At 65.3% G+C, this 20,046-nt stretch carries 18 protein-coding genes and 2 tRNA genes; 7 read left to right on the plus strand and 13 right to left on the minus strand.

Going from position 1 to position 20,046, the window contains the following annotated elements; translation table 11 throughout:
• Positions 1-63: 63 nt before the first annotated feature.
• The 3 genes from upp (at position 64) to N2K99_RS01880 (ending at position 2,714) form a co-directional block, all read left to right on the plus strand.
• Positions 64-696, plus strand: a complete 633-nt coding sequence (gene upp, locus N2K99_RS01870) for a uracil phosphoribosyltransferase (RefSeq protein WP_227923979.1) — start codon at positions 64-66, stop codon at positions 694-696.
• A gap of 552 nt (positions 697-1,248) precedes the next feature.
• On the plus strand, positions 1,249-2,118 hold the full coding sequence (locus N2K99_RS01875; RefSeq protein ID WP_227923977.1) for a winged helix-turn-helix domain-containing protein: 870 nt from the start codon (positions 1,249-1,251) through the stop codon (positions 2,116-2,118).
• Positions 2,119-2,189: 71 nt separating this feature from the next.
• Positions 2,190-2,714 (plus strand): histidine phosphatase family protein, encoded by a 525-nt coding sequence (locus N2K99_RS01880; protein ID WP_227923974.1) that lies wholly within the window; start codon positions 2,190-2,192, stop codon positions 2,712-2,714.
• Here the strand turns inward: N2K99_RS01880 and N2K99_RS01885 are convergent.
• From N2K99_RS01885 to N2K99_RS01925, 9 genes are all read right to left on the minus strand, one after another.
• Positions 2,711-4,777 (minus strand): YhgE/Pip domain-containing protein, encoded by a 2,067-nt coding sequence (locus N2K99_RS01885; RefSeq protein WP_227934185.1) that lies wholly within the window; start codon positions 4,775-4,777, stop codon positions 2,711-2,713. The two genes, N2K99_RS01880 and N2K99_RS01885, sit on opposite strands and share 4 nt — an antisense overlap.
• The gene (locus N2K99_RS01890) at positions 4,774-5,445 is read right to left on the minus strand and encodes an ABC transporter ATP-binding protein (protein ID WP_227934186.1); all 672 of its coding nucleotides are present in this window, start codon (positions 5,443-5,445) and stop codon (positions 4,774-4,776) included. The genes N2K99_RS01885 and N2K99_RS01890 overlap by 4 nt, the downstream gene beginning before the upstream one ends.
• 136 nt (positions 5,446-5,581) lie before the next feature.
• A complete protein-coding gene (locus tag N2K99_RS01895; RefSeq protein ID WP_374200069.1) occupies positions 5,582-7,015 on the minus strand; it encodes an NAD(P)/FAD-dependent oxidoreductase in 1,434 nt (477 codons plus the stop codon).
• A gap of 43 nt (positions 7,016-7,058) precedes the next feature.
• On the minus strand, positions 7,059-7,790 hold the full coding sequence (locus N2K99_RS01900; RefSeq protein WP_227923963.1) for a GAF and ANTAR domain-containing protein: 732 nt from the start codon (positions 7,788-7,790) through the stop codon (positions 7,059-7,061).
• A gap of 158 nt (positions 7,791-7,948) precedes the next feature.
• Positions 7,949-8,039, minus strand: a tRNA-Arg gene (locus N2K99_RS01905).
• Between the two features lie 89 nt (positions 8,040-8,128).
• Positions 8,129-8,584: a hypothetical protein gene (locus N2K99_RS01910; protein WP_260554707.1), complete on the minus strand. Its 456-nt coding sequence runs from the start codon at positions 8,582-8,584 to the stop codon at positions 8,129-8,131.
• Positions 8,581-9,045, minus strand: a complete 465-nt coding sequence (locus tag N2K99_RS01915) for a helix-turn-helix domain-containing protein (RefSeq protein WP_227934189.1) — start codon at positions 9,043-9,045, stop codon at positions 8,581-8,583. The genes N2K99_RS01910 and N2K99_RS01915 overlap by 4 nt, the downstream gene beginning before the upstream one ends.
• A 26-nt stretch (positions 9,046-9,071) precedes the next feature.
• On the minus strand, positions 9,072-9,473 hold the full coding sequence (locus N2K99_RS01920) for a hypothetical protein (protein ID WP_227934190.1): 402 nt from the start codon (positions 9,471-9,473) through the stop codon (positions 9,072-9,074).
• A 1,006-nt stretch (positions 9,474-10,479) separates the two neighbouring features.
• Positions 10,480-10,555 (minus strand) — tRNA-Arg (locus N2K99_RS01925).
• A gap of 303 nt (positions 10,556-10,858) precedes the next feature.
• Between N2K99_RS01925 and N2K99_RS01930 the strand changes: the two genes are divergently transcribed.
• Positions 10,859-12,745, plus strand: coding sequence for a phosphoenolpyruvate carboxykinase (GTP) (locus N2K99_RS01930; protein WP_227934191.1), 1,887 nt, complete (start codon positions 10,859-10,861; stop codon positions 12,743-12,745).
• A gap of 66 nt (positions 12,746-12,811) precedes the next feature.
• Here N2K99_RS01930 and N2K99_RS01935 read toward each other — a convergent pair whose 3' ends face one another.
• Together N2K99_RS01935 and N2K99_RS01940 are read right to left on the minus strand one after the other, a co-directional pair.
• Entirely contained in the window at positions 12,812-13,264 is a 453-nt protein-coding gene (locus tag N2K99_RS01935; RefSeq protein WP_227934192.1) for a hypothetical protein, read from the minus strand.
• A 2-nt stretch (positions 13,265-13,266) separates the two neighbouring features.
• Complete coding sequence (locus N2K99_RS01940; RefSeq protein ID WP_227923956.1) at positions 13,267-14,673, minus strand: phosphomannomutase/phosphoglucomutase; 1,407 nt, start codon at positions 14,671-14,673, stop codon at positions 13,267-13,269.
• Between the two features lie 97 nt (positions 14,674-14,770).
• Here N2K99_RS01940 and N2K99_RS01945 point away from each other — a divergent pair, with 97 nt between their 5' ends.
• On the plus strand, positions 14,771-16,939 hold the full coding sequence (locus N2K99_RS01945) for a RecQ family ATP-dependent DNA helicase (protein ID WP_374200070.1): 2,169 nt from the start codon (positions 14,771-14,773) through the stop codon (positions 16,937-16,939).
• 64 nt (positions 16,940-17,003) lie between these two features.
• Here N2K99_RS01945 and N2K99_RS01950 read toward each other — a convergent pair whose 3' ends face one another.
• The gene (locus N2K99_RS01950) at positions 17,004-17,846 is read right to left on the minus strand and encodes an alpha/beta fold hydrolase (RefSeq protein ID WP_227934194.1); all 843 of its coding nucleotides are present in this window, start codon (positions 17,844-17,846) and stop codon (positions 17,004-17,006) included.
• Positions 17,847-17,999: 153 nt separating this feature from the next.
• Between N2K99_RS01950 and N2K99_RS01955 the strand changes: the two genes are divergently transcribed.
• Positions 18,000-18,587 (plus strand): hypothetical protein, encoded by a 588-nt coding sequence (locus N2K99_RS01955; RefSeq protein WP_227934195.1) that lies wholly within the window; start codon positions 18,000-18,002, stop codon positions 18,585-18,587.
• Here N2K99_RS01955 and N2K99_RS01960 read toward each other — a convergent pair.
• Positions 18,538-19,374 (minus strand): crotonase/enoyl-CoA hydratase family protein, encoded by an 837-nt coding sequence (locus N2K99_RS01960; protein ID WP_227934196.1) that lies wholly within the window; start codon positions 19,372-19,374, stop codon positions 18,538-18,540. The two genes, N2K99_RS01955 and N2K99_RS01960, sit on opposite strands and share 50 nt — an antisense overlap.
• Before the next feature lie 89 nt (positions 19,375-19,463).
• Between N2K99_RS01960 and N2K99_RS01965 the strand changes: the two genes are divergently transcribed.
• Positions 19,464-20,021, plus strand: coding sequence for a hypothetical protein (locus tag N2K99_RS01965; RefSeq protein WP_227934197.1), 558 nt, complete (start codon positions 19,464-19,466; stop codon positions 20,019-20,021).
• Positions 20,022-20,046: the final 25 nt, after the last annotated feature.

Below are 20,046 nucleotides of genomic sequence, written 5' to 3' on the forward strand. Positions count from 1 at the left end.
CTCCCATTCGCGCGCGCACGGGCGAACGCGGAGAGAGGCAGGGCGCAATGGTAGTTTTGAAGCATGCGCGTACTTGTAGTGGATCACCCCCTCGTTGCCCACAAACTCACCGTTCTCCGCGACAAGGACACCCCGTCACCGATCTTCCGTCAGCTGACGGAAGAGCTGGTCACCCTGCTGGCCTATGAAGCCACCCGAACCGTCCGTGTGGAGCCGGTTCCGATCGAGACTCCCGTCACCTCCGCCGTCGGCACGGGCCTGGTCAAGCCGACCCCGCTGGTGGTTCCCATCCTGCGCGCCGGCCTCGGCATGCTCGAAGGCATGACCCGCCTGGTCCCCACGGCCGAGGTCGGATTCCTGGGTATGGCCCGGAATGAAGAAACCCTGGAAGCCATCACCTACGCTGAGCGTCTTCCGGATGACCTCACCGGCCGCCAGGTCTTCGTCCTGGACCCGATGCTGGCCACCGGCGGAACCCTGCGCGAAGCCATCAAGTTCATGTTCCAGCGCGGTGCCGCGGAAGTCATCTGCATCTGCCTGCTGGCTGCCCCGGAAGGCCTCGCGGTGCTCCAGGAGGAACTCCAGGACGCGAACGTCACCGTGGTCCTCGCCTCGATCGACGAGCGCCTCGATGAGAACGCCTACATTGTTCCCGGCCTGGGCGACGCCGGCGACCGGCTTTACGGCGTCGTCTAACCACCTCATCCGAAGGGCCGCCTGCGACGGGGCTCTTCCGCCAGTGAAAAAGCTCCGAAGCCCTGTCCACTATGTGGACAATAGCTTCGATGCTTGACGGCACCTGCTTCGTAAGCTTGCTTGCGGAGTGGGTGCCTTTTTTCTAAGCTCCGTTCGATATGGCTGAACAGCGCCGCGAAGTGGTGCGGAATAGATTTAGGTCTTATACATATTTATGCATAGCTATTCATTGTGTCTTTTTGTGAACTACGTCACAAAACGACCCATAACGTCCACTATGTGAGACAACCAACCCTTTGTTACTTGCGTGAATCCCTTTGTGACATGCAATAATCCGGAGTGTGAACACCAACACGGCAGCAGCAGTCACAGGCTTCCCGAGCGGCCTCCGGGCCGCGAAGGAAACTGGTTGTTGTCGAATGCATACCTCTGGAACCACCCCCATCCCGAGGTAAGACTCAGGCCCAACTATGGGCATAATAGGCGCCGTCTCGACCGGGCACACCCCCAGCAATCGAGCCGTGATGACGTCAAGTCACGATGAGGTCCCACATGTCAGTAGCATCCGGTTACGTCCACATCTCCCTGCGCAATGCGCAGAACCGCGCCGGATCAGGTTCCCAGCGCCAGGCCGCCGTCGGCGGTTTCCCCGGCTCATACGGCGCGCAGCCGTTTGGGAACCAGTCCTATGGCGTCCCGGCCCCCGGCGGCGCCGGAGTCCGTCCGCTCCGCGCAGTTCCGGGCCAGGATGCCAGCCCCATGACCGCCCCCATGTCGGTGGTCACTCCGAACGGTATTCCCGGGCCGCAGCCGGTCAGCAATGACACGGCTGCCCGTGGATTCGTTATTTATGTCGGCCTCGATGAAGAAGCCGCCGCGGCCAACGGCACGTCGCTGAGCAAGCTGGCGCAGGAAATCCGGGCCTACGTGCAGACCCTGGTGCCCGGCGCCCAAAGCCACGCAGCCGTGGCGCTTGCCCCTGCCGGAGCCACCGGTTCGGATATCGACGTCGTCCGGCAGGCGCTCGGGGACCCCACGGTCCGGCGGCAGCCGGCCCCGCAGCAGGTTCCGGCACCCCCGGTTCCGGCAGCTATCCGGCCCTCCGGAGTCCTGATTGACCTGTCCCGACGCGAGGTGCACCTCGACGGGGACACGCTGAACCTGACCTTCAAGGAATTCGAGCTCCTGAACTACCTGGTGGAGAACGCCAGCAGGACCGTTGGGCGTGAAGAGCTGTTGGCTGGCCTGTGGCGCAATGCCGAAGAGGTGCCGAACGAACGCACCATCGACGTCCATATCCGGCGTCTGCGGTCCAAGCTGGGCCGGCTGGCCAACACCGTCCGCACGGTCCGCGGGCAGGGGTACCGCTTCTACGAGCACCCCGAGGTTGTTGTCTGGGCCGCACCGGAATACAGCATCTAGCTGCCAGCCGCGGTCCTTAGGACCGCAGCCGCGGACGGAGCGGGGGCTCCGTCCGCGGCTAAACTTGGCAAATGACCGGCCACCACCTCAAGAAACTCCAGCTCCTTCGCCACGCCAAGGCGGACTGGCCCCGCGACGTTGCAGACCACGAGCGCCCGCTCTCCGGGCGCGGACACCGGGACGCACCCCTGGCCGGGCAGTGGATGCGCGAGCACGGCAGCATTCCCGACTTCATCCTCTGCTCGTCAGCCCTGCGCGCGCGGCAGACATGCACCTGGGTCTGCAAGGAACTAGGGGATAAGGCGCCCACTGCCAAGCTCGAAGACGGTCTCTACATGGCGACGCCGGAGCGGATCCTCAGCCTCATCAACCACGTGCCGGAAACGGTCACCAGCCTGCTGGTAATCGCCCACCTCCCCGGCGTCCAGGACCTGGCCATGCGCCTGGCCTCGGCGGACTCGGATGAAGAAGCCGTCATGGAAATGGCCACCCGCTATCCGACGTCGGGCCTCACCGTCATGGAACACGCGCTGCCGTGGGCCGAGCTGGACGGACGCGACGCCCGCATCACCGACTTCGTGGTGCGCCGGGCCTAAATGCTGATTTCCGGCTGCAGCGTCTTCAGGGTCCACAGCCGGTGCCGCCGGGCAGCCAGCAGGGAGAGCAGCAGTCCGACGGCGGTGTAGGCCAGCAGCCCGACGGCGACGGCAGTGACCTGCGTTAGGTCCCCTCCGTACAGCAGCTGCCGCAGCCCGGTCACCGTGTAGCCCATCGGCAGCACGTCGTGGGCCAGATGCAGGGGCGCCGGGATGGTCTGCCACGGGAAAGTGCCGCCCGAGGAGACCAGCTGCAGCACCAGCAGCACCAGCACCACGAACTTGCCGACCGAACCCAGCAGCGCCACGATGCCCTGGATCAACGCCGAGAACGCCATGGAAGCCATCAGCAGCAACCCCCAGGCCAGCACCGGGTGGACGGGGTCCAGACCAAGCCCGAACCGCACCACTGCATACAGCAGGGTCGCCTGGACCAGCGAGACACCGAGGAACGGCAGCCAGCCGCCCAGGGCAATCTTCCAGCCCGGGGCATTGGAGGCCAGCGCCCGACGGCTGATGGGGCGCATAGCCTGCGCCAGCATGAAGATACCCACCCACATGGCCAGCGTCAGGAAATAGGGAGCCAGTCCCGCACCGTAGCTGCCTGCCTCGGCCTGGTCCACCGTGCTGACGGTCAGCGGATCGGCAATTACCGCGGAGCCGTTGGCCCGTTCCTCGTCGTTCGGGTTGGGGATTTCACCCGCACCGTCATTCAGCTGCAGGGCCAGTTCGGCAGACCCGTCGCGAAGCTGCCCCACCCCGTCCTGGAGGCTGCCCGCACCGGCGGCGGCGGCGTCGACTCCTGCCGCCAGCTCCCGGGTGCCGTCCAGGGCCTGTTGCTCACCGCCCGCCAGCCCGCCGGCCCCCGAGGAGAGCTCGGCGGCACCGGTGGACAGGTCCGCTGCGCCGGCGGAAAGCCGGGAAGCGCCGTCGTTCGCAGCGCTGATGCCCGAGGTGAGCTGCGGGGCGCTGCCTGCCAGTTGGTCCGCACCTGCCGAGACCGCTGCAGCCCCGTCGGAGAGCGCCTTCAATTGCTCGAGCCCGCCGGTTCCGGCGGGGGTTCCGGCAAGCTCCTGCTGCAGGGCTGCGGCCTGCTCCTGCGTCAGCACACCCCGCTGCACCAGCCGCGTCACGGCATCGGTGACACCCTGCCGGGCTGCATCGGCCGAAGCTGTTACAGCCGATTCCACTCCGGCCGTTCCGGCGGCCACCTGCCGGGCGCCGTCTGCCAGCTGCTGTGTCTGCTGCGGCAGCTGTGCCGTGGCGGAGGAGAGCTGTCCCAGGCCCGAGGAAAGCTCGGCCGCACCTGAGGACAACTGGTTCGCTCCCGCGGACAGCTCCCCGGCGCCCGTCGACAGCTGGTTGGCTCCGGCAGCCAGCTGTTCCTGCCCGGAGACCAATGCCTGCGCTCCGTCGGACAGGGTCCCCAGCCCGGTGGCGAGCTCGGCGGCCCCGGAATCCGCGGACGCTGCACCATCGGCGAGCTGCCCGGCGCCGTCGGCGGCCCGTTCCAGCTCGCCGTGCACTGTGCTGAAGCCGGTCAGCAGCTGGTTGGCGGTTTCCTCGCCGACTTCCGCCGCCACGGTGTCATGGACGGAAGAGGTCAGCTTGTCCACGATGCTGCTGAGCAGGTAGTTGTTCGCTTCATTGGTGGTGACATGCAGGGTCGCCTTCCGGGCGGTCGCCGGATCAGACGCCGAGGCCAGGTTCGCGGAAAAGTCCCCGGGAATGGTCAGGGCAAATTCATAGGTGCCGTCCTTCACCCCGCGCTCCGCGGCAGCGGCACTGTCCACCATCTTCCAGTCGAAGGTCCCGTCCTCCACCAGGTTTTCGCGGACCGTGGCGCCGACGTCGAGCCGGCCGTCAGCGGTGTCGGCCCCGTCGTCGTCGACCACTAGGGCGGCCTTGACGCCGTCGAGGTTTCCGTAGGGATCCCAGTTGGCATACAGGTAGACGGCGCCGTAGAGCAGGGGGACCAGCGAGAGGGCAAGGATGGCCAGCTTCGGCAGGGTGCCGCTGGTCATGCGGCGAAGCTCGCTGAGTGCCAGGCGGAAGGCGGTCATGCGGAGACCTCCTCGGCGGTGGCGGTGCTCGAGGCTGCGTTGGTGTCCGCGGAGGCCCCCGCAGCAGCAGTGGGACCGGTCCAGTCCGGCGGGATCTGCGCCACCACCGCAACGGCGGTCACCAGGCGTGTGGGTGAGGACACGCTGCCGGTGAGCACGGGCAGCCAGGCCTCCGGATCGGCGCCGTGGCGGTCAGGAGAGTCAAAGACCAGCAGTTCCACGTCGACATCCGCCAGCGCCAGCCGGGTCAGCAGATCCAGCCGGATGTCCGGCGCCAGCTCCTCGACCCACCGGGGAGACAGATCCGAGAGGCCTTCGTCGGACAGCCAGTCGGCGGCTTTTTCCCGCGGCCGGTTCCGGCGGGGGATCAGCGCCAGGTCTTCGGCGACCAGGTCCCGCACGCGGAAATGCCGTTCGGGTTCGTTGACCTCCGGCGAATCGATCAGTGCCGCGTGTCGGCGCAGATGCTCCAACCGCGCATTGTGCCCCCATGCGAGGTTGCCGGCGGTGGGGCGCATCCTGCCCGCAAGCACCAGGGCGAGGGCAGTACGGGTGGACTGGTCATCGCCGGAGACCAGGAGCAGCCCGCCGGTATCCGCCTCGAGGGTTGTTGGAGGGAGGAGGGCACTGTGGCGCCCCTTCATAAAGAGGGATTCCGCACTGAGCATGGTCTTCGCCTTGGGTCCTTAGGGTCGCTGTGCGCCTTGGCACGCTACAGAGGCGCATCTGCAAACCTACGGGAAACTGACTAGTCAGTTCAAATGAGAGCGCGGAGAGGTCTGCCACAGCAGAACCGGCATGAAGTCAGAGCCCGTACTTTTCCAACAGCCTGAGCCATACCTCGCTGATGGTGGGGTAGGCGGGCACGGCATGCCAGAGCCGGTCCAGCGGCACCTCGCCGGTGATGGCAATCGTTGCCGCCTGCAGCAGTTCCGAGACGCCCGGTCCGACGAAGGTCACCCCGACCAGCACTCGCCGGTCCTCGTCCACCACCATCTGAGCCCAGCCGCGGTAGTTGTCCGCATACAGCGAGGAGCCGGCGACGGCGATTTCCAGCGATGTTTCCGAGGCGTTCACGCCGTCCGCCCGGGCCTGCTCGAGCGTCCGCCCGACCATCGCTGCTTCCGGGTCGGTAAACACCACCTGCGGCACGGCGTAATGGTCCGCAGTTGCCGTGTACCGGCTCCAGGCAGCAGGTTCCGCGCTGCCTGGTTCCTGCTTTGCCCGCGCGGCAATCACGTCGCCGGTTGCCCGAGCCTCGTATTTGCCCTGATGGGTGAGCAGCACTTTCCCCGCGGCGTCCCCCACGGCGTACAGCCACCCGCCGTCGACGCCCGCCACCCGGCCGGAGTCATCGGTGTCCAGTGCCTTCGGGGCCAGGCCGATTTCCTCAAGGCCCAGCCCGTCCAAGGCAGGACGGCGCCCGGTGGAAACCAGCAGCCGATCTCCGCTCACGGTGTCGCCGCCCTCGAGCGATACTTCCACGCCGCCGTCGTCGGACTTCCGCACGGACGTGGGGGAGGCGGAGGTGCGTACGTCGACGCCGTCGGCCTCGAGTCCTTCCCGCACCAGCGCACGTACCGGTTCGGGGAAGGAACCCAGGATGTCGTGCCGGGCCAGCAGGGTTACCTTCGAGCCCAGGCGCGCGTAGGCCTGCGCCAGTTCGACGCCGGACACCCCGCCGCCGATGACGACGAGGCGGCCGGGAATCCCGGTGGCGGAGGTGGCATCCCGGGTGCCCCAGTACTCAGTGGTGTCCAGGCCCTCGATCGGCGGAACGGACGGGGTGGAGCCGGTGGCGAGGACGACGGCGTGCCGCGCGGAAATGCGCAGGGTCCGGCCGTCGTTGGCGGCCACTTCCACGTCGCGTTCTCCCGTAAGCCGTGCCCGGCCGCGGACCAGTTCGATGCCGGCGCCGGCGACCCACTCGGCCTGCCCGGCATCATCCCAGTTGGAGGTGAACGAGTTCCGGCGCTCCAGGACGGCGGCGGCGTCCAGCGTGCCGGTGACCGCCTCACGGGAACCCGCCAGCGACTGTGCCTCCTTCAACGCCGTGCCGGGCCGCAGGAGCGCCTTGGAGGGCATGCAGGCCCAGTAGGAGCATTCGCCGCCCACCAGGGCCGCTTCCACCAGGACGGCGGCCAACCCGCCGCGGACAATGCGGTCTGCTGCATTCTCTCCCACGGCACCTGCGCCAATCACCACTACGTCGGTCTGCAGAGTCTCAGTCATGGACATGAGCCTTGCACCGCGGCGGGAGCGGGGCAACGGGTAGCTTGTCCTACCCGTCGAAATACGTTTCCGCGGGCCGACCGTTCACCGAGGCCACCACGGATTCGGCGACCTCGCGCAGTTTCATGTTGCGGTGGCTGGAGGCCGCACGCAGTACATCGAAGGCCTGCTGCTGGGAGCAGCGGCTCTGTCCCATGATGATGCCGATGGCAATATCGATGCTGGTGCGGGAACGCATGGCGGCCACAAGGTCCTCTGCCCTTGCGGCTGTGTCGGTAATGCGGATAGCCAGCCGTACGGCTGCCGCAGCATGCCGGGCAAAACTCTCAGCCGCCTGCACCGTGGCGTCGGGGAAGGCGTTTTCGCGGTCTGCGTACAGGTTCAGGGCGCTGAGGTAGTCGCCGGACAGGGCAATGGGCACGGCGAGGACGGAGCGCAGGCCGTGACGTGTTACCTCGCTGGTGTAGTCCGGCCAGCGCTGCTCGGCGGCCAGATCCTTCACCAGGACGGTTGTGCCGCTGCGTGCTGCGGTGAGGCAGGGGCCGTCGCCGTAGGAATACTGGATCTCATCCAGGTGCCTGGCCTCCTCGCTGCTGCTGGCCACGACACGGGGCCGGGATTTATGCAGAAGCGTCACGGCGCAGGAGACGGGGCCGTCCGGGCCGGAGAATTCGCGGGAGGCCAGGACTGCTGACCGGTTGAGGAAATCCTGTACGTCCGGGCTCTCCAGCACCAGATCTATGAGTACCGAGGGTAACTGCGTGCTATTCGGACTGGGCATGCCGGCGTCCTTAGGGGTCCGGCCGCTGCGGGAAAGGCCTTCCGGCGCAGACTGCCGGCCCGGTTGCTTACCGACCACCCTACGTAGGGCAGGAGCGGGTAGCCAGAGACAGCAAAAAACCCGGCCCGATCAGTTCTCCTGATCGGACCGGGTCCAAGTGGTGCGCGCGAAGGGATTCGAACCCCCAACCTTCTGATCCGTAGTCAGAGCAGAATGACGGTTTGATATTTCATACGCTAGTTCGCGTGCACATGATCACCTCGGGTTCAACAGAAGCCCCGGAACCGGAGTTCGCGGGGCTTCTGGAAAGTATTTGGATGCACTTGTCCTAAGCCGGATTAGGATAATTCTTGTACGGGTGTATCTGCCACCCCGGTTACCAGCGACTCATCGTCAGAGGCGTCTTCCAAGGACATAACTTTGACCACAGGGTCTGGGGCGGCTGCCGGGATCTCAAGTACTTCATCGACCATTCCAAGCAACGTCCGGGCCTGAAATCGAACCACATCATAGAGTGTTTCTAAGGCCATTGAATCTCCGATAGTGGCCGAAAGCTCATCACCTTCAAGGCCTTCGTCATTCAAGGAAAAGAAAGCTGCACCTACCGTTAGCGTGACTTCGACTTCCTCATTGCCCGCATGGAACGTGGCTATGACGATACGCTCTCCGTCTTCTTCCTTGGGACCCACAGTGACGCGCCAAAAATCATGGTACTCATCGGTTGTGGTGTGCTTGGACACATGGGCGTCGAACACGCGCGGATCAACAAAGCTAAAGCCCAAGCCTTTGGTCATAATTTGCTCCACTCCCGCTTCCGGTTCCTAAGTAGGTCTACGTGCAAGGCATTCTGCGACTCTTCGGAGGCCGTCGCCCTAATGAGGTGCACGTGAATCGCCGAAGCAGCGCCCGCCGAAAAATGCTCCTGGGAAGCCTCCCACATGGAAGCCTGGACGAACTGAGCAACCCGTGACTCATCAGCAGACATAGGCTTCGTAACCGTATGGCGGATACGCGCCCGGAGAGCAAAGGCATACCGCCGGACCGTTGATAGCCGGGGATCAGCGTCGTAGCGTTCAAAAGCAACGACAGCGGACTTGTCTACACCGAGCCTTTCAGCCAATTCGTCCTGAGTCATAGTCTTCTGACGGAGACTGACTAACCCAGAGAGCATTTCCTGGTCCTGTTCAACGAGTTCCTGAGCCAGCTTTTCAACCGGATCATTAGGGTCGATCCCTAATAACTCATTAACGTCCATTATTTTCCTCCTACGTTGGCCTACCCCTACTTAGGCAGAGACTGTGCCTTCATGGCACGGGCCCGGGTCCAGCTGACATATCGCGTGCTGGCTTCATCTACGTGCACGTCTTGTTCGTCTAGGCCAATGGTGCCGTTCCTTCTGGCTCTTCCGAACTTCAGCGCTAAAAGCATCGTCTGTTCGATGGGTGGTTCCGCGAAATACAAACGGAACTTATACCCCTCGGTATCAGGTGGAACGTGATCCTCCACCGGATCAAAAGTATGAGCTGTCAATCGTAGTTCTAGCATGTCGGGGTCCCGACGCATGTAATCAACGTCCTCGCCCGCTCCAAAACGGAGATTTCCAGCGGCGGCGGCATTCATCATGTTACCGAGTTCTTGCCTCAGCATGATCCGCTCATCTTTGGAATGCTCCGTCAGAACCATAAGCTCGTCATAGCAGACGGGCCTGTGAAGCTCGTCTCTATATGGTTCCCACCTGCCACCGTCTCGCGTTGCTCTGCAGCCACGGTAGTAGTCGTGAGACGGGCCACCCGTCACTTTGGTTCCACCTGTTCCCCCAATCAGCAGACTTGACGCAGCTTATGGGAATAATACACACAACAAGAACCTACCTGCGCCGGTCATAGACCGAGACAGGAGCCGGACAGCTTCCTCTCCGACCCAGCGCTGCCCGCATGCGTTGCACTCTACAAATAGAGTATCCGCTGAGGGGTGAGCCGTCAGTGCTCGGTTAGGAATCCTTTCACCATCCAGATCCTCGTAGAAGTATTTCGCGCCGCAGTGTTTCTCCGGGCATGTCCCCTGGATCGCGATGCTTTTTGTGCGGATCAAACAGGGCCAGTTATGCGGGGGCCCCAACCGCTGATCAGCTTCAGTGCTTCCTTCGCTGGCGCCGTCGCGGCCCAGAACTGGATCATGGCCTCTAGGGATCGCCTGTCACCTCCGGGGGAGCAGTGCAGCCAGTAGAAGGTGTGTGTTGTTCGCTCGATGTCGAGGTACAGGTCCAGCGCATTGACGGCCGTCCTCCTCGTCGCCCTCTCCGGGCTGAAACGGGAGTTCAGTAGCGCGGGCGCCGGCGTGCAGGCTGACGTACGGGACACGGTGCATGATCAGTTCCACGAGAGCAGTTTGCCGTGGCCCTCGGTGGCGCCCTTGATAGCGGCGCGCAGGTGCTTGTGTGGTCCCTCAATCAGATGACCTGGGGCATGCGCTGCTGCCACTCGCGGCCCTTGGACTGGCGTTTGACCTCGTACTCCCACGCATTCGGGAATGCTCCGGCCACAACCTTCTCCAGGGCCTGTGTGGACCGCCCAGGGTTCTTCTGATCCCCGGAACGAACCCGTAATCATTGAATAAACTACGACTAGGCTCATCCCGGGCGAAGAAAAAACCCGGCCCGATCAGTTCTCCTGATCGGACCGGGTCCAAGTGGTGCGCGCGAAGGGATTCGAACCCCCAACCTTCTGATCCGTAGTCAGATGCTCTATCCGTTGAGCTACGCACGCATAAGAACTATTGTATCAAAACCGATTCTCATCGGTTTCTTTCAAGTTCTTCCGTGGCTGTTTGGCCGTAGATAACTATAGCGGGCTTTTGGGGGCAACACCAATCGAGATGTATGTCGGCTGTGTCACTAGACCGGTCTACGTGACCTTAGTCACATTAGAGCAGGTTGGAGGCCCTGATTCTCTTGGATTTGTGGGACCGATCACGAATGCAGCAGTAAAGGTGCGATCTTTACCGGCACAGCGTCCCGAAAGGCACAACTAGCATCAAAACACACCACTGACCCAACGAAGGGAAGAGTCATGGGCCATGACGCGCGTCAGCTAGTTCTTGATGAGAACGGCGAGAATGCTGCAAGCCAGCCGCTGGACAGCACCACGGGAGAGGCCGCTGCACCCACCACCCACCAGGCCCTCCTTGCGTGGGTAAAAGAAGTAGCCGAGCTGACGCAGCCTGACCGCGTGTACTGGGTCGACGGTTCCGAAGAGGAAAACCGGTCCCTCACGAACGAACTTGTGGATGCCGGCACCCTGGTGCGGCTGAACCCCGAGACCTTCCCGAATTCCTTTGCTGCCTTCTCCGACCCCAAGGACGTGGCCCGGGTCGAAGAGCAGACCTTCATCTGCTCCGAAAAGCGCGAAGACGCCGGCTTCACCAATAACTGGATGGACCCGGGCGAGATGCGCGCCAAGCTCAACGGCCTCTTCGCCGGTTCCATGCGCGGGCGCACCATGTACGTAGTGCCCTTCGTTATGGGCCACCTGGCCGCGGAGGACCCGAAGTTCGGCGTTGAAATCACCGACAGCGCCTACGTGGTCGCCTCCATGCGCATCATGGCCAACATCGGCACCGAAGTGCTGCGCAAGATGGAAGAGCTGGACGCCTTCTTCGTGCCGGCACTCCACTCCGTAGGCTTCCCGCTGGCCGAGGGCGAAGAGGACGTAACCTGGCCCTGCAGCGACGAGAAGTGGATCGTGCATTTCCCCGAGGACCGCTCCATCTGGTCCTACGGTTCGGGCTACGGCGGCAACGCCCTGCTGGGCAAGAAATGCTACGCCCTGCGCATTGCCTCCATCATGGCCCGGGACGAAGGCTGGCTGGCCGAGCACATGCTCATCCTCAAGCTCACCAGCCCGGAACAGAAGGACTACTACGTCTCCGCCGCCTTCCCCTCGGCCTGCGGCAAGACCAACCTGGCGCTCCTGGATCCGACCATCGAGGGCTGGAAGGTCGAAACCCTGGGCGATGACATCACCTGGATGCGGTTCGGCAAGGAAGGCGAACTGCGTGCGGTGAACCCGGAGGCGGGCCTCTTCGGCGTCGCTCCCGGCACCGGATGGAGCACCAACCCCAATGCCATGCGTGCCATCGCCAAGGGCAACTCCATCTTCACCAACGTGGCGCTGACCGACGACGGCGGTGTCTGGTGGGAGGGCATGACGGATGAGGCGCCCGCGCACCTCACCGACTGGCTCGGGCAGGAATGGACGCCCGACGCCGGCCGCCCGGCCGCGCATCCGAACTCGCGCTTCTGCACGCCGATCGACCAGATCGACATGCTGGCAGACGAATACCACTCTCCGAACGGGGTCCCGGTCTCGGCCATCCTGTTCGGCGGGCGCCGCAAGACCACCGTTCCCCTGGTGACGGAGGCCCGTGACTGGGCCAGCGGCATCTTCATGGGCTCCACGCTGTCCTCCGAAACCACCGCCGCCGCTGCCGGGCAGGTGGGCGTGGTTCGACGCGATCCGATGGCCATGCTTCCGTTCATGGGTTACGACGCCGGCGACTACCTGCGGCACTGGATCGAACTCAGCGGCAAGGCCAACCAGGAGAAGCTGCCGAAGATCTTCCTGGTCAACTGGTTCCGCCGCACGGCCGACGGCGGATTCGCCTGGCCGGGCTTCGGCGACAACGCCCGGGTGCTCAAGTGGGTCATCGAACGCCTCGAGGGCAAGGCGGACGCGGTGGAAACGCCCATCGGGTTTGTGCCCACGGGCGATTCCATTGACCTCACCGGCCTGGACATGACCCCCGAGGACGTGGAGCAGGCCGTCCGCGTGGATCCGCAGGAATGGGCCACCGAGCTGGAGGGCATCGACGAGTGGTACCACCGCTTCGGTCCCACCCTGCCGCAGGAACTGAAGGACCGGCTGGCCGAGCTGAAGGACCGCTTCGCCACAGCCTAACCGGCAGACAAAAGGGAAGCCCCGCCGAACTCCGGCGGGGCTTCCCTTTTGCAGTACTAGGGCTGGTTACTCAGCGTCGGCCCAGACGATGGGATCGCCGCCCTCCCAGATGGGTTCGTTGAACGTCCACTCGCCGTCCTGCTCCGAGTAGGTCTGGATGGCGGAGATGCAGACGCCTTCGGAGTGTTCGGTGACGATGTGGATGGCGTCGGTGTTTTCCTCCGGCAGGTGGATGTCGGAGAACACGGCAACGGCGCGGTTTTCGCCCTTCTGCTCGGTCAGCACCGTGTAAAGGTCCTCGATCATCGAGTCCGCATCCAGGTCCTCGTCGCTGTCCTCGGGGGCGACGGCGATCATCCGCAGTTCGCCGTCCTTCTGCACCACGAGCGCGGCCGGCAGGAAAGCGCCCTGCGCCTCAAGCTGCTCCTGCGTCACACCGAGGGCGGTACCCAGCAGGGAGTTCAGGTCCTCCTGGACCTCGGCGGAGGGCTCTGATCCGTTCAGTTCTACATCTGCCATTGTTATTTCCTTACTAGTTTCAATACGTGGTCGCGGACCCGCTCCATGGTGGGCAGGTCCTCTGCTTCAGCGTTCAGACGCAGGAAGGGTTCGGTGTTGGACGCGCGGAGGTTGAACCACCACGCGCCGTCGTCGGCGGTGAACGTCACGCCGTCGAGGGTGTCCACCGTGACGCCGTCGCGCTCGAATTCGGCGCGGACGCGGGCAACGGCGGCCGGGACGTCCTCGACCCGGGAATTCACTTCGCCGGAGGAGATGTACGGCTCATATTCGCGGGCCAGATCCGAGAGGCTGCGGGACTGCTCGCCCAGGGCCGCGAGTACGTGCATCGCCGCAAGCATGCCGGTGTCGGCGTTGTAGAAGTCGCGGAAGTAGTAGTGCGCGGAGTGCTCGCCGCCGAAGACGGCACCTTCGCTGGCCATCACTGCCTTGATGAAGGAGTGGCCCACCCGCGTGCGGACGGCACGGCCGCCGTCGTGCGCCACCAGTTCGGGCACCGCGCGGGAGGTGATCAGGTTGTGGATGATCACGGGCGTCTCTTCGCCGGCGGCCTTGGCCCGGGCGATCTCGCGGCGGGCGACCAGGGCGGTGACGGCGGAGGGGCTGACCGGCTCGCCCTTTTCGTCGATCACGAAGCAGCGGTCGGCGTCGCCGTCGAAGGCGAGACCGATGTCGGCGCCGTGTTCGACGACGGCGGCCTGCAGGTCCCGCAGGTTCTCCGGCTCCAGCGGGTTGGCCGGGTGGTTCGGGAAGGACCCGTCCAGTTCAAAGTAGAGGGGAACAATGTCCAGGGGCAGCCCGGGCAGGATGCTGTCGCCGAGCACTGCGGGGGTGGTCATGCCGGCCATGCCGTTGCCCGCATCCACCACTACCTTCAGCGGCCGGATCCCGGACAGGTCCACCAGGTTGCGCAGGTACTTGGCGTAGTCGGACAGGACATCCCGGACGGAGATGGAACCCTTGGCTGCCGCCGCCGGAATGACGCCCTCGTTCAGGTACTGCTCGGCGAGGGCCTGGATCTCCTTGAGGCCGGTCTCCGAGGAGATGGGCACGGCGCCGGCCTTGGCCATCTTGATCCCGTTGTACTGCGCCGGGTTGTGGCTTGCGGTGAAGGTCACACCGGCCGCATTCATCACTCCGCAGGCGTAGTAGAGCTCGTCGGTGGAAATCAGGTCCAGCAGGAGCACATCGGCGCCGCGGGCGGTGGCGCCGCGCGCGAAGTCGCGGATGAACTCAGGCGAGGACGGACGCATGTCACCGCCAACCAGTACTGTCTGCCCGGACAGGCCCTGAACGTCTACAAACGCGGCCCCTACGGCCTCGACGATCTGCGGGGTGATGGTCTCGCCCACGACGCCGCGGACGTCGTAGGCCTTGAAGGACGCGGAGAGGTCGAATGCATTGTTCACGTTGGCCAGTCTATAGGGGGCGCCCGCCGCGGCGGTCTTGTCCACAGTTCAAATCCGGTGCAGGGAACAGTTCCAAGGGGCTGGGATAGTGGATGGTATGGAAAGCACTGATACGCAAGGCACTGTTTCTGGGACCGCTTCTGACTCTGTTTCCGAGAGCACGCGTTTGCTGCACAGCGAGGCGGTGGAGCTGCTGCGGGCCCTGGTGGGCAATGACTCCGCAGAGTTCCACCAGGACCAGTTCGAAGCCATTGAGGCCCTCGTGGCCGGCGGACGGCGTGCCCTGGTGGTCCAGCGCACCGGCTGGGGCAAATCCGCGGTGTACTTCGTCGCCAGCCTGCTGCTGCGGGCACGGGGGGCAGGTCCCACATTGATTGTTTCCCCGCTGCTGGCGCTGATGCGGGACCAGGTGGCTGCCGCCGCGCGGGCCGGGGTCCGCGCCGTGGCCATTAACTCCGCCAACCAGCTGGAGTGGCAGGACATTTCCGCGAAGCTCGAGGCCGACCAGGTGGATGTCCTGCTGGTTTCCCCGGAACGGCTGAACAATCCCGGGTTCCGCGAACAGCACCTGCCCGAGCTGATCCGGCGCTCCGGGCTGCTGGTGATCGACGAAGCGCACTGCATCTCCGACTGGGGCCACGACTTCCGCCCGGACTACCGCCGCATCCGCCACCTGATCGAGCGGCTGCCCTCCACGGTTCCGGTGCTGGCGACCACTGCCACGGCCAACATCCGCGTGGTGAAGGACATTGAGGAACAGCTCGCCGCCGGCGGCGAAGACGTCTTCACCATCCGCGGCCCGCTGGCCCGCAAATCCCTGCGGCTCGGTGTCCTGCGGCTGCCCAACCCCAAGGCGCGCCTGGCCTGGCTGCTGACGCACCTGGACGAGCTGCCCGGCAGCGGCATCATCTACGCCCTGACCGTCTCCGGCGCCGAAGACACCGCCCGGCTGCTGCAGAAGGCCGGACATCCGGTCCTTGCCTACACCGGGCGCACCGATCCCGCGGACCGGGAAGAGGCCGAAGCCGCCCTGAAGGAGAACCGGGTCAAGGCGCTGGTGGCCACCAGCGCGCTGGGCATGGGCTTCGACAAACCCGATCTGGGCTTCGTGATCCACCTGGGTGCGCCGTCCTCCCCGGTGGCGTACTACCAGCAGGTGGGACGTGCCGGCCGCGGCACGCCGAACGCCGATGTGCTGCTGTTGCCGGGCGCGGAGGACCGTGACATCTGGCAGTACTTCGCCACGTCCTCCATGCCGGAGGAAGGGCCTGCCACCGCGGTGCTCTCCGAGCTGGCGTCCGGCGAAGTGCTGTCCGTCGGTGTCCTGGAGACCCGGGTCAACCTGAAGCGCTCGCCGCTGGAACTGCTGCTGAAGGTCCTGTCCGTGGACGGCGCCGTCGAAAAGGTGGCCGGCGGCTGGCGGGGCACCGGGCAGCCGTGGCATTACGACCGGGAACGCTATGAACGCATTGCCGCGGCCCGGGTGAAGGAACAGCAGGCGATGCTCGATTACGAGAGCACCACCGGCTGCCGCATGCAGTTCCTCTCCCAGCAGCTCGACGATCCGGCCGCCGCACCCTGCGGACGCTGCGACAACTGCGCCGGCCGCTGGTTCGGCGACGACGTCGCGGCGGAGGCCACCGACAACGCGGCCCAGGCGCTGGACAAGGTTGGCGTGGAGGTGGATCCGCGTGGAATGTACCCCTCGGGCATGGACCGGCTGGGTGTGCCGGTCAAGGGCAAGATCAAGCCGGACCGGACCGTTTCCAGCGGGCGTGCCCTGGCCCGGCTGACCGACCTGGGGTGGGGCGGACGGCTGCGGGAAATCTTCGCCCCGGGCGCCGAAGACATGCCGGTGGACTCGGCACTGCTTCACGGCTGTGTACAGGTCCTGGCGCAGTGGGGCTGGACCGAACGCCCGGTGGCCATTGTGTCCATTCCGTCCCGGTCCCGGCCGCAGCTGGTGGACTCGCTCGCGAGCGGGCTATCGGAGCTTGGCCGGATTCCGTATCTGGGGACGCTCCAACTGCCGCACGGCGGACCCACGGGCGGCCCCGGCGGCAACAGTGCCTTCCGGCTGGCCGCCGTCTGGGACCAGTTTGCGGTTCCCCCCGAAGGGGTTGCCTGGTTCGCCGCGAACCCCGGACCGGTGCTGCTGGTGGACGACTTCGCGGACAGCCGCTGGACCCTCACCGAAGCCGGGCGCGTGCTGCGGGAAGCCGGGGCCGAAGCGGTGCTGCCGTTCGTGCTGGCGCTGAAGGCCTAGCGCCGCCCTGCGGTGCAACAGCGGCGGGACGGGTGAGCCCGTCCCGCCGCTGTTTTCCCACCGGTTATTTGCCGACGAATTCCAGCAGGGCTGCATTGACCTCGGCGGTATGCGTCCACAGGAGGCCGTGGGGTGCGCCGTCGATCTCCACGTAGTCCGCTGCGGGGATCAACTTCCGGAAGCGGCGGCCCGTGGCGTCGATCGGCAGGATGTTGTCCGCCGTGCCGTGCAGGATCATCACGGGCTTGCCGCTTTCGCGGACCGCATCGACGTCGGCCCGGAAGTCTTCAATCCAGGTGGGCACCACGGCGTAGGCTGCCACCGGGGCACTCGCCGTGGCGACGTTCCAGCTGGCCGTGACGGCCTCCTGGCTGATCCGGCTGCCCAGGTTCTCCTTAAGGTTGTAGAAATCGGAGTAGAAGTTGGTGAACCAGGCGTAACGGTCTTCGCGGGCGGCTGCTGCGATGCCGTCAAACACTTCCTGCGGCACGCCCTCGGGATTGTCTTCCTTGGCCACCAGGAACGGCTCGAGCGAGGCGAGGAAAGCGAGTTTGGCAATGCGGTCATGGCCGTGCCGGCTGACGTAGCGGGCCAGTTCCCCGGTGCCCATTGAGAAGCCGACCAGGATCACGTCGCGAAGGTCGAGCGTCTCCAGCACGGTGTTCAGGTCCGCGGCGAAGGTGTCGTAGTCGTAGCCGGAACCGACCTTGCTTGACTGTCCGAAGCCGCGGCGGTCGTAGGTAATGACGCGGTAGCCGGAGGCGAGCAGTTCGCGGGTCTGGCGCTCCCAGGAATGGCCGTCCAGGGGATACCCGTGAATCAGCACTACCGGCTGGCCGGTTCCCTGGTCTTCGTAGTAGAGGTGGATGGCGGTGCTGTTTTCGGTGCCAACTTCGATGTAACCCATCAGGGGTTCCCCTCTCGGATCGGGCGGGAACGGCCGTTCCCGTTGCGAGGAAGATGCTAAGAGAAGGAACGCCATTCGGTAAGCGTGCGGGCTGCCCGCAAATGCTGCAGACTCTATCCGGGAGGCGGCACGTGTAGCCGGGAGGGGAAGCGCATGCGTCAGGATGATTCGCAAGAGCTGGGCAACAAACGCAGGGCGGACCACAACGCGACACGGTGGCTGGCGGCGGCGACAGGTGCCGGAGCAGCGCTGGGCGCGGCCTGGCACCTCGCCGGCAATCTCCCTTTCCTTCCGCAGAACTGGTTCGGCTCCCTGCTTGTCGGTTTCGGCGCCGGGATCCTGGCCGCGGCGCTGCTCTCAGCAGCCTGGGCGCTCACGGCATGGTGGGAGGGCAGACGGGGGATCAGGCAGCAGCGGGGAGCCCTGGCAGCGCTCGCAGGACTCGCAGTGTTCAGCGTTCCCTTCACCCCGGATCTGGTCTTCAGCCCGGTTTTCGGGGCTGCCCTACTGCTGCTTGCGGTGCGGACCCGCGATGCCCGGACTGCGGCGATGGGCATCACGGCACTCGCTGCAGCGGTCGCGCTTGCGGTGTTTCCTGACCTGCCCGGGGCTCCGGTGATGCTGGGGCTGGTGACCGTTGCCGCCCTCTCGGTCGCGGTGTGGCCGGGCAGAACCCTGCCCTCCGGAAACCCTACTGGCCGCGGTAAACCGGCGGACGCCGTTCAGCGAAGGCAGCGGTAGCCTCGCCGAAATCGTGGCTGGCCAGGAACGCTGTGTTCCAGACCTGCACATAATCCAGCCCGTCCTGGACCTGCGCCTGGGTCCGCCGGTTCATCACCTGTTTGACGCCCTGCACCACCAGCGGGGGATTCGCAGCTATCTGCACGGCCAGCTCGCGTCCGCGCGCGACGACGTCGTCCGCCAGTTCCGTGACCAGGCCAAGGGACGCGGCGCGGTCGGCGTCGAAATCCTCTCCGGTCAGGGCCAGCTGCCGGGTGGCGCCTTCACCGATGATGGCGGGCAGCCGCTGCAGCGAACCGAGGTCCGCCACGATGGCTACCCGAACCTCACGGACGCTGAAGCGCGCGGTGCGGGAGGCAATACGGATGTCCGCTGCGGCAATAACGTCAATGGCTCCGCCGATGCACCAGCCGTCCACCGCTGCAATGACCGGCTTCGCGCTGCGGGCCAGCGAGGTGACGGCGTCCTGGAGGTCCTTGATCTGCCGGCGGAAACCTTCGCGCAGCTTGGCATCCATGCCGCCGGCGGCGAGCAGCGGCGCGAACACCGGAGCCATGGCGGGAAGGTCCAGGCCGTAGCTGAAATTCCCGCCGGAGCCGTAGAGCAGGACGGACCGGACGGCGTCGTCGGTGCTGAGCGCGTCAAACACTGCGGGCAGCTCGGCCCAGAAATCCGGGCCCATGGCGTTGCCTTTGGAGGGTCCGATCAACTGCACCTCGGCCACGCCGTCATGAATTTCGACACTCAGGGATTTCAGGGAAGACAGTGAAGTGGCGCTGGACGTCATGGCATCTCCGTTGATTTGGGCGTCATTGTGCTGGACGTCAATATACCGGTCGTTTTAAGGCCCGAAGAAAGCAAAGCTAGGATCAAGGTATGGAGCTTGCGGTTATCATTCTCTTCGTCCTATCCATCGCTGTTTTGAGTGCGCTCTGGGGCAGGTTCGAGAAGCGCCGTGCCGCCAACCCCAAGCCGGAGGCAGGCGCTTCCAGCGGTGCCGACGGTTCGGGCGGTGCACGCCCGGCGCGGCCGGCACGGCCTGCACGTCCCCGTCCCGCGCCGGCGGCAACCGGCACGTCGCCGCAGGCCGCCAGGGATGCTGCCGCGCTGCTGAGCGCAGATCAGCACCGGCAGATATATGCCGCCCTCGGGCAGGGCCAGCCGGTAAAGGCGCTGAAGCTCTACGCGATGTTCACCGGCGCCGGCATCCGGGCCTCGGGGGCTGCCATCACGAACATGGCTGCGCACCCGCAGCCGTATGTACGGCCCATCCCGGATCCCGGGTCCGCGGCCACGCCCGACGCCGCGAAGCCCGGTGCGGCCGCGCCGGATGCAGCCAAACCCGCAGCCGGGGCAGAATCAGAAGCGGTCCGGGAAGAAGAGATCAGCAAATGGGCGCAGAAGCTGCGCCCCGAGGACTTCCTCAAGCCGTAGGGCACTCCCGCCGGGGCATTGGGTG

The sequence above is a fragment of the Arthrobacter sp. zg-Y1110 genome, assembly GCF_025244865.1.
Taxonomy (GTDB): Bacteria; Actinomycetota; Actinomycetes; order Actinomycetales; family Micrococcaceae; genus Arthrobacter_B.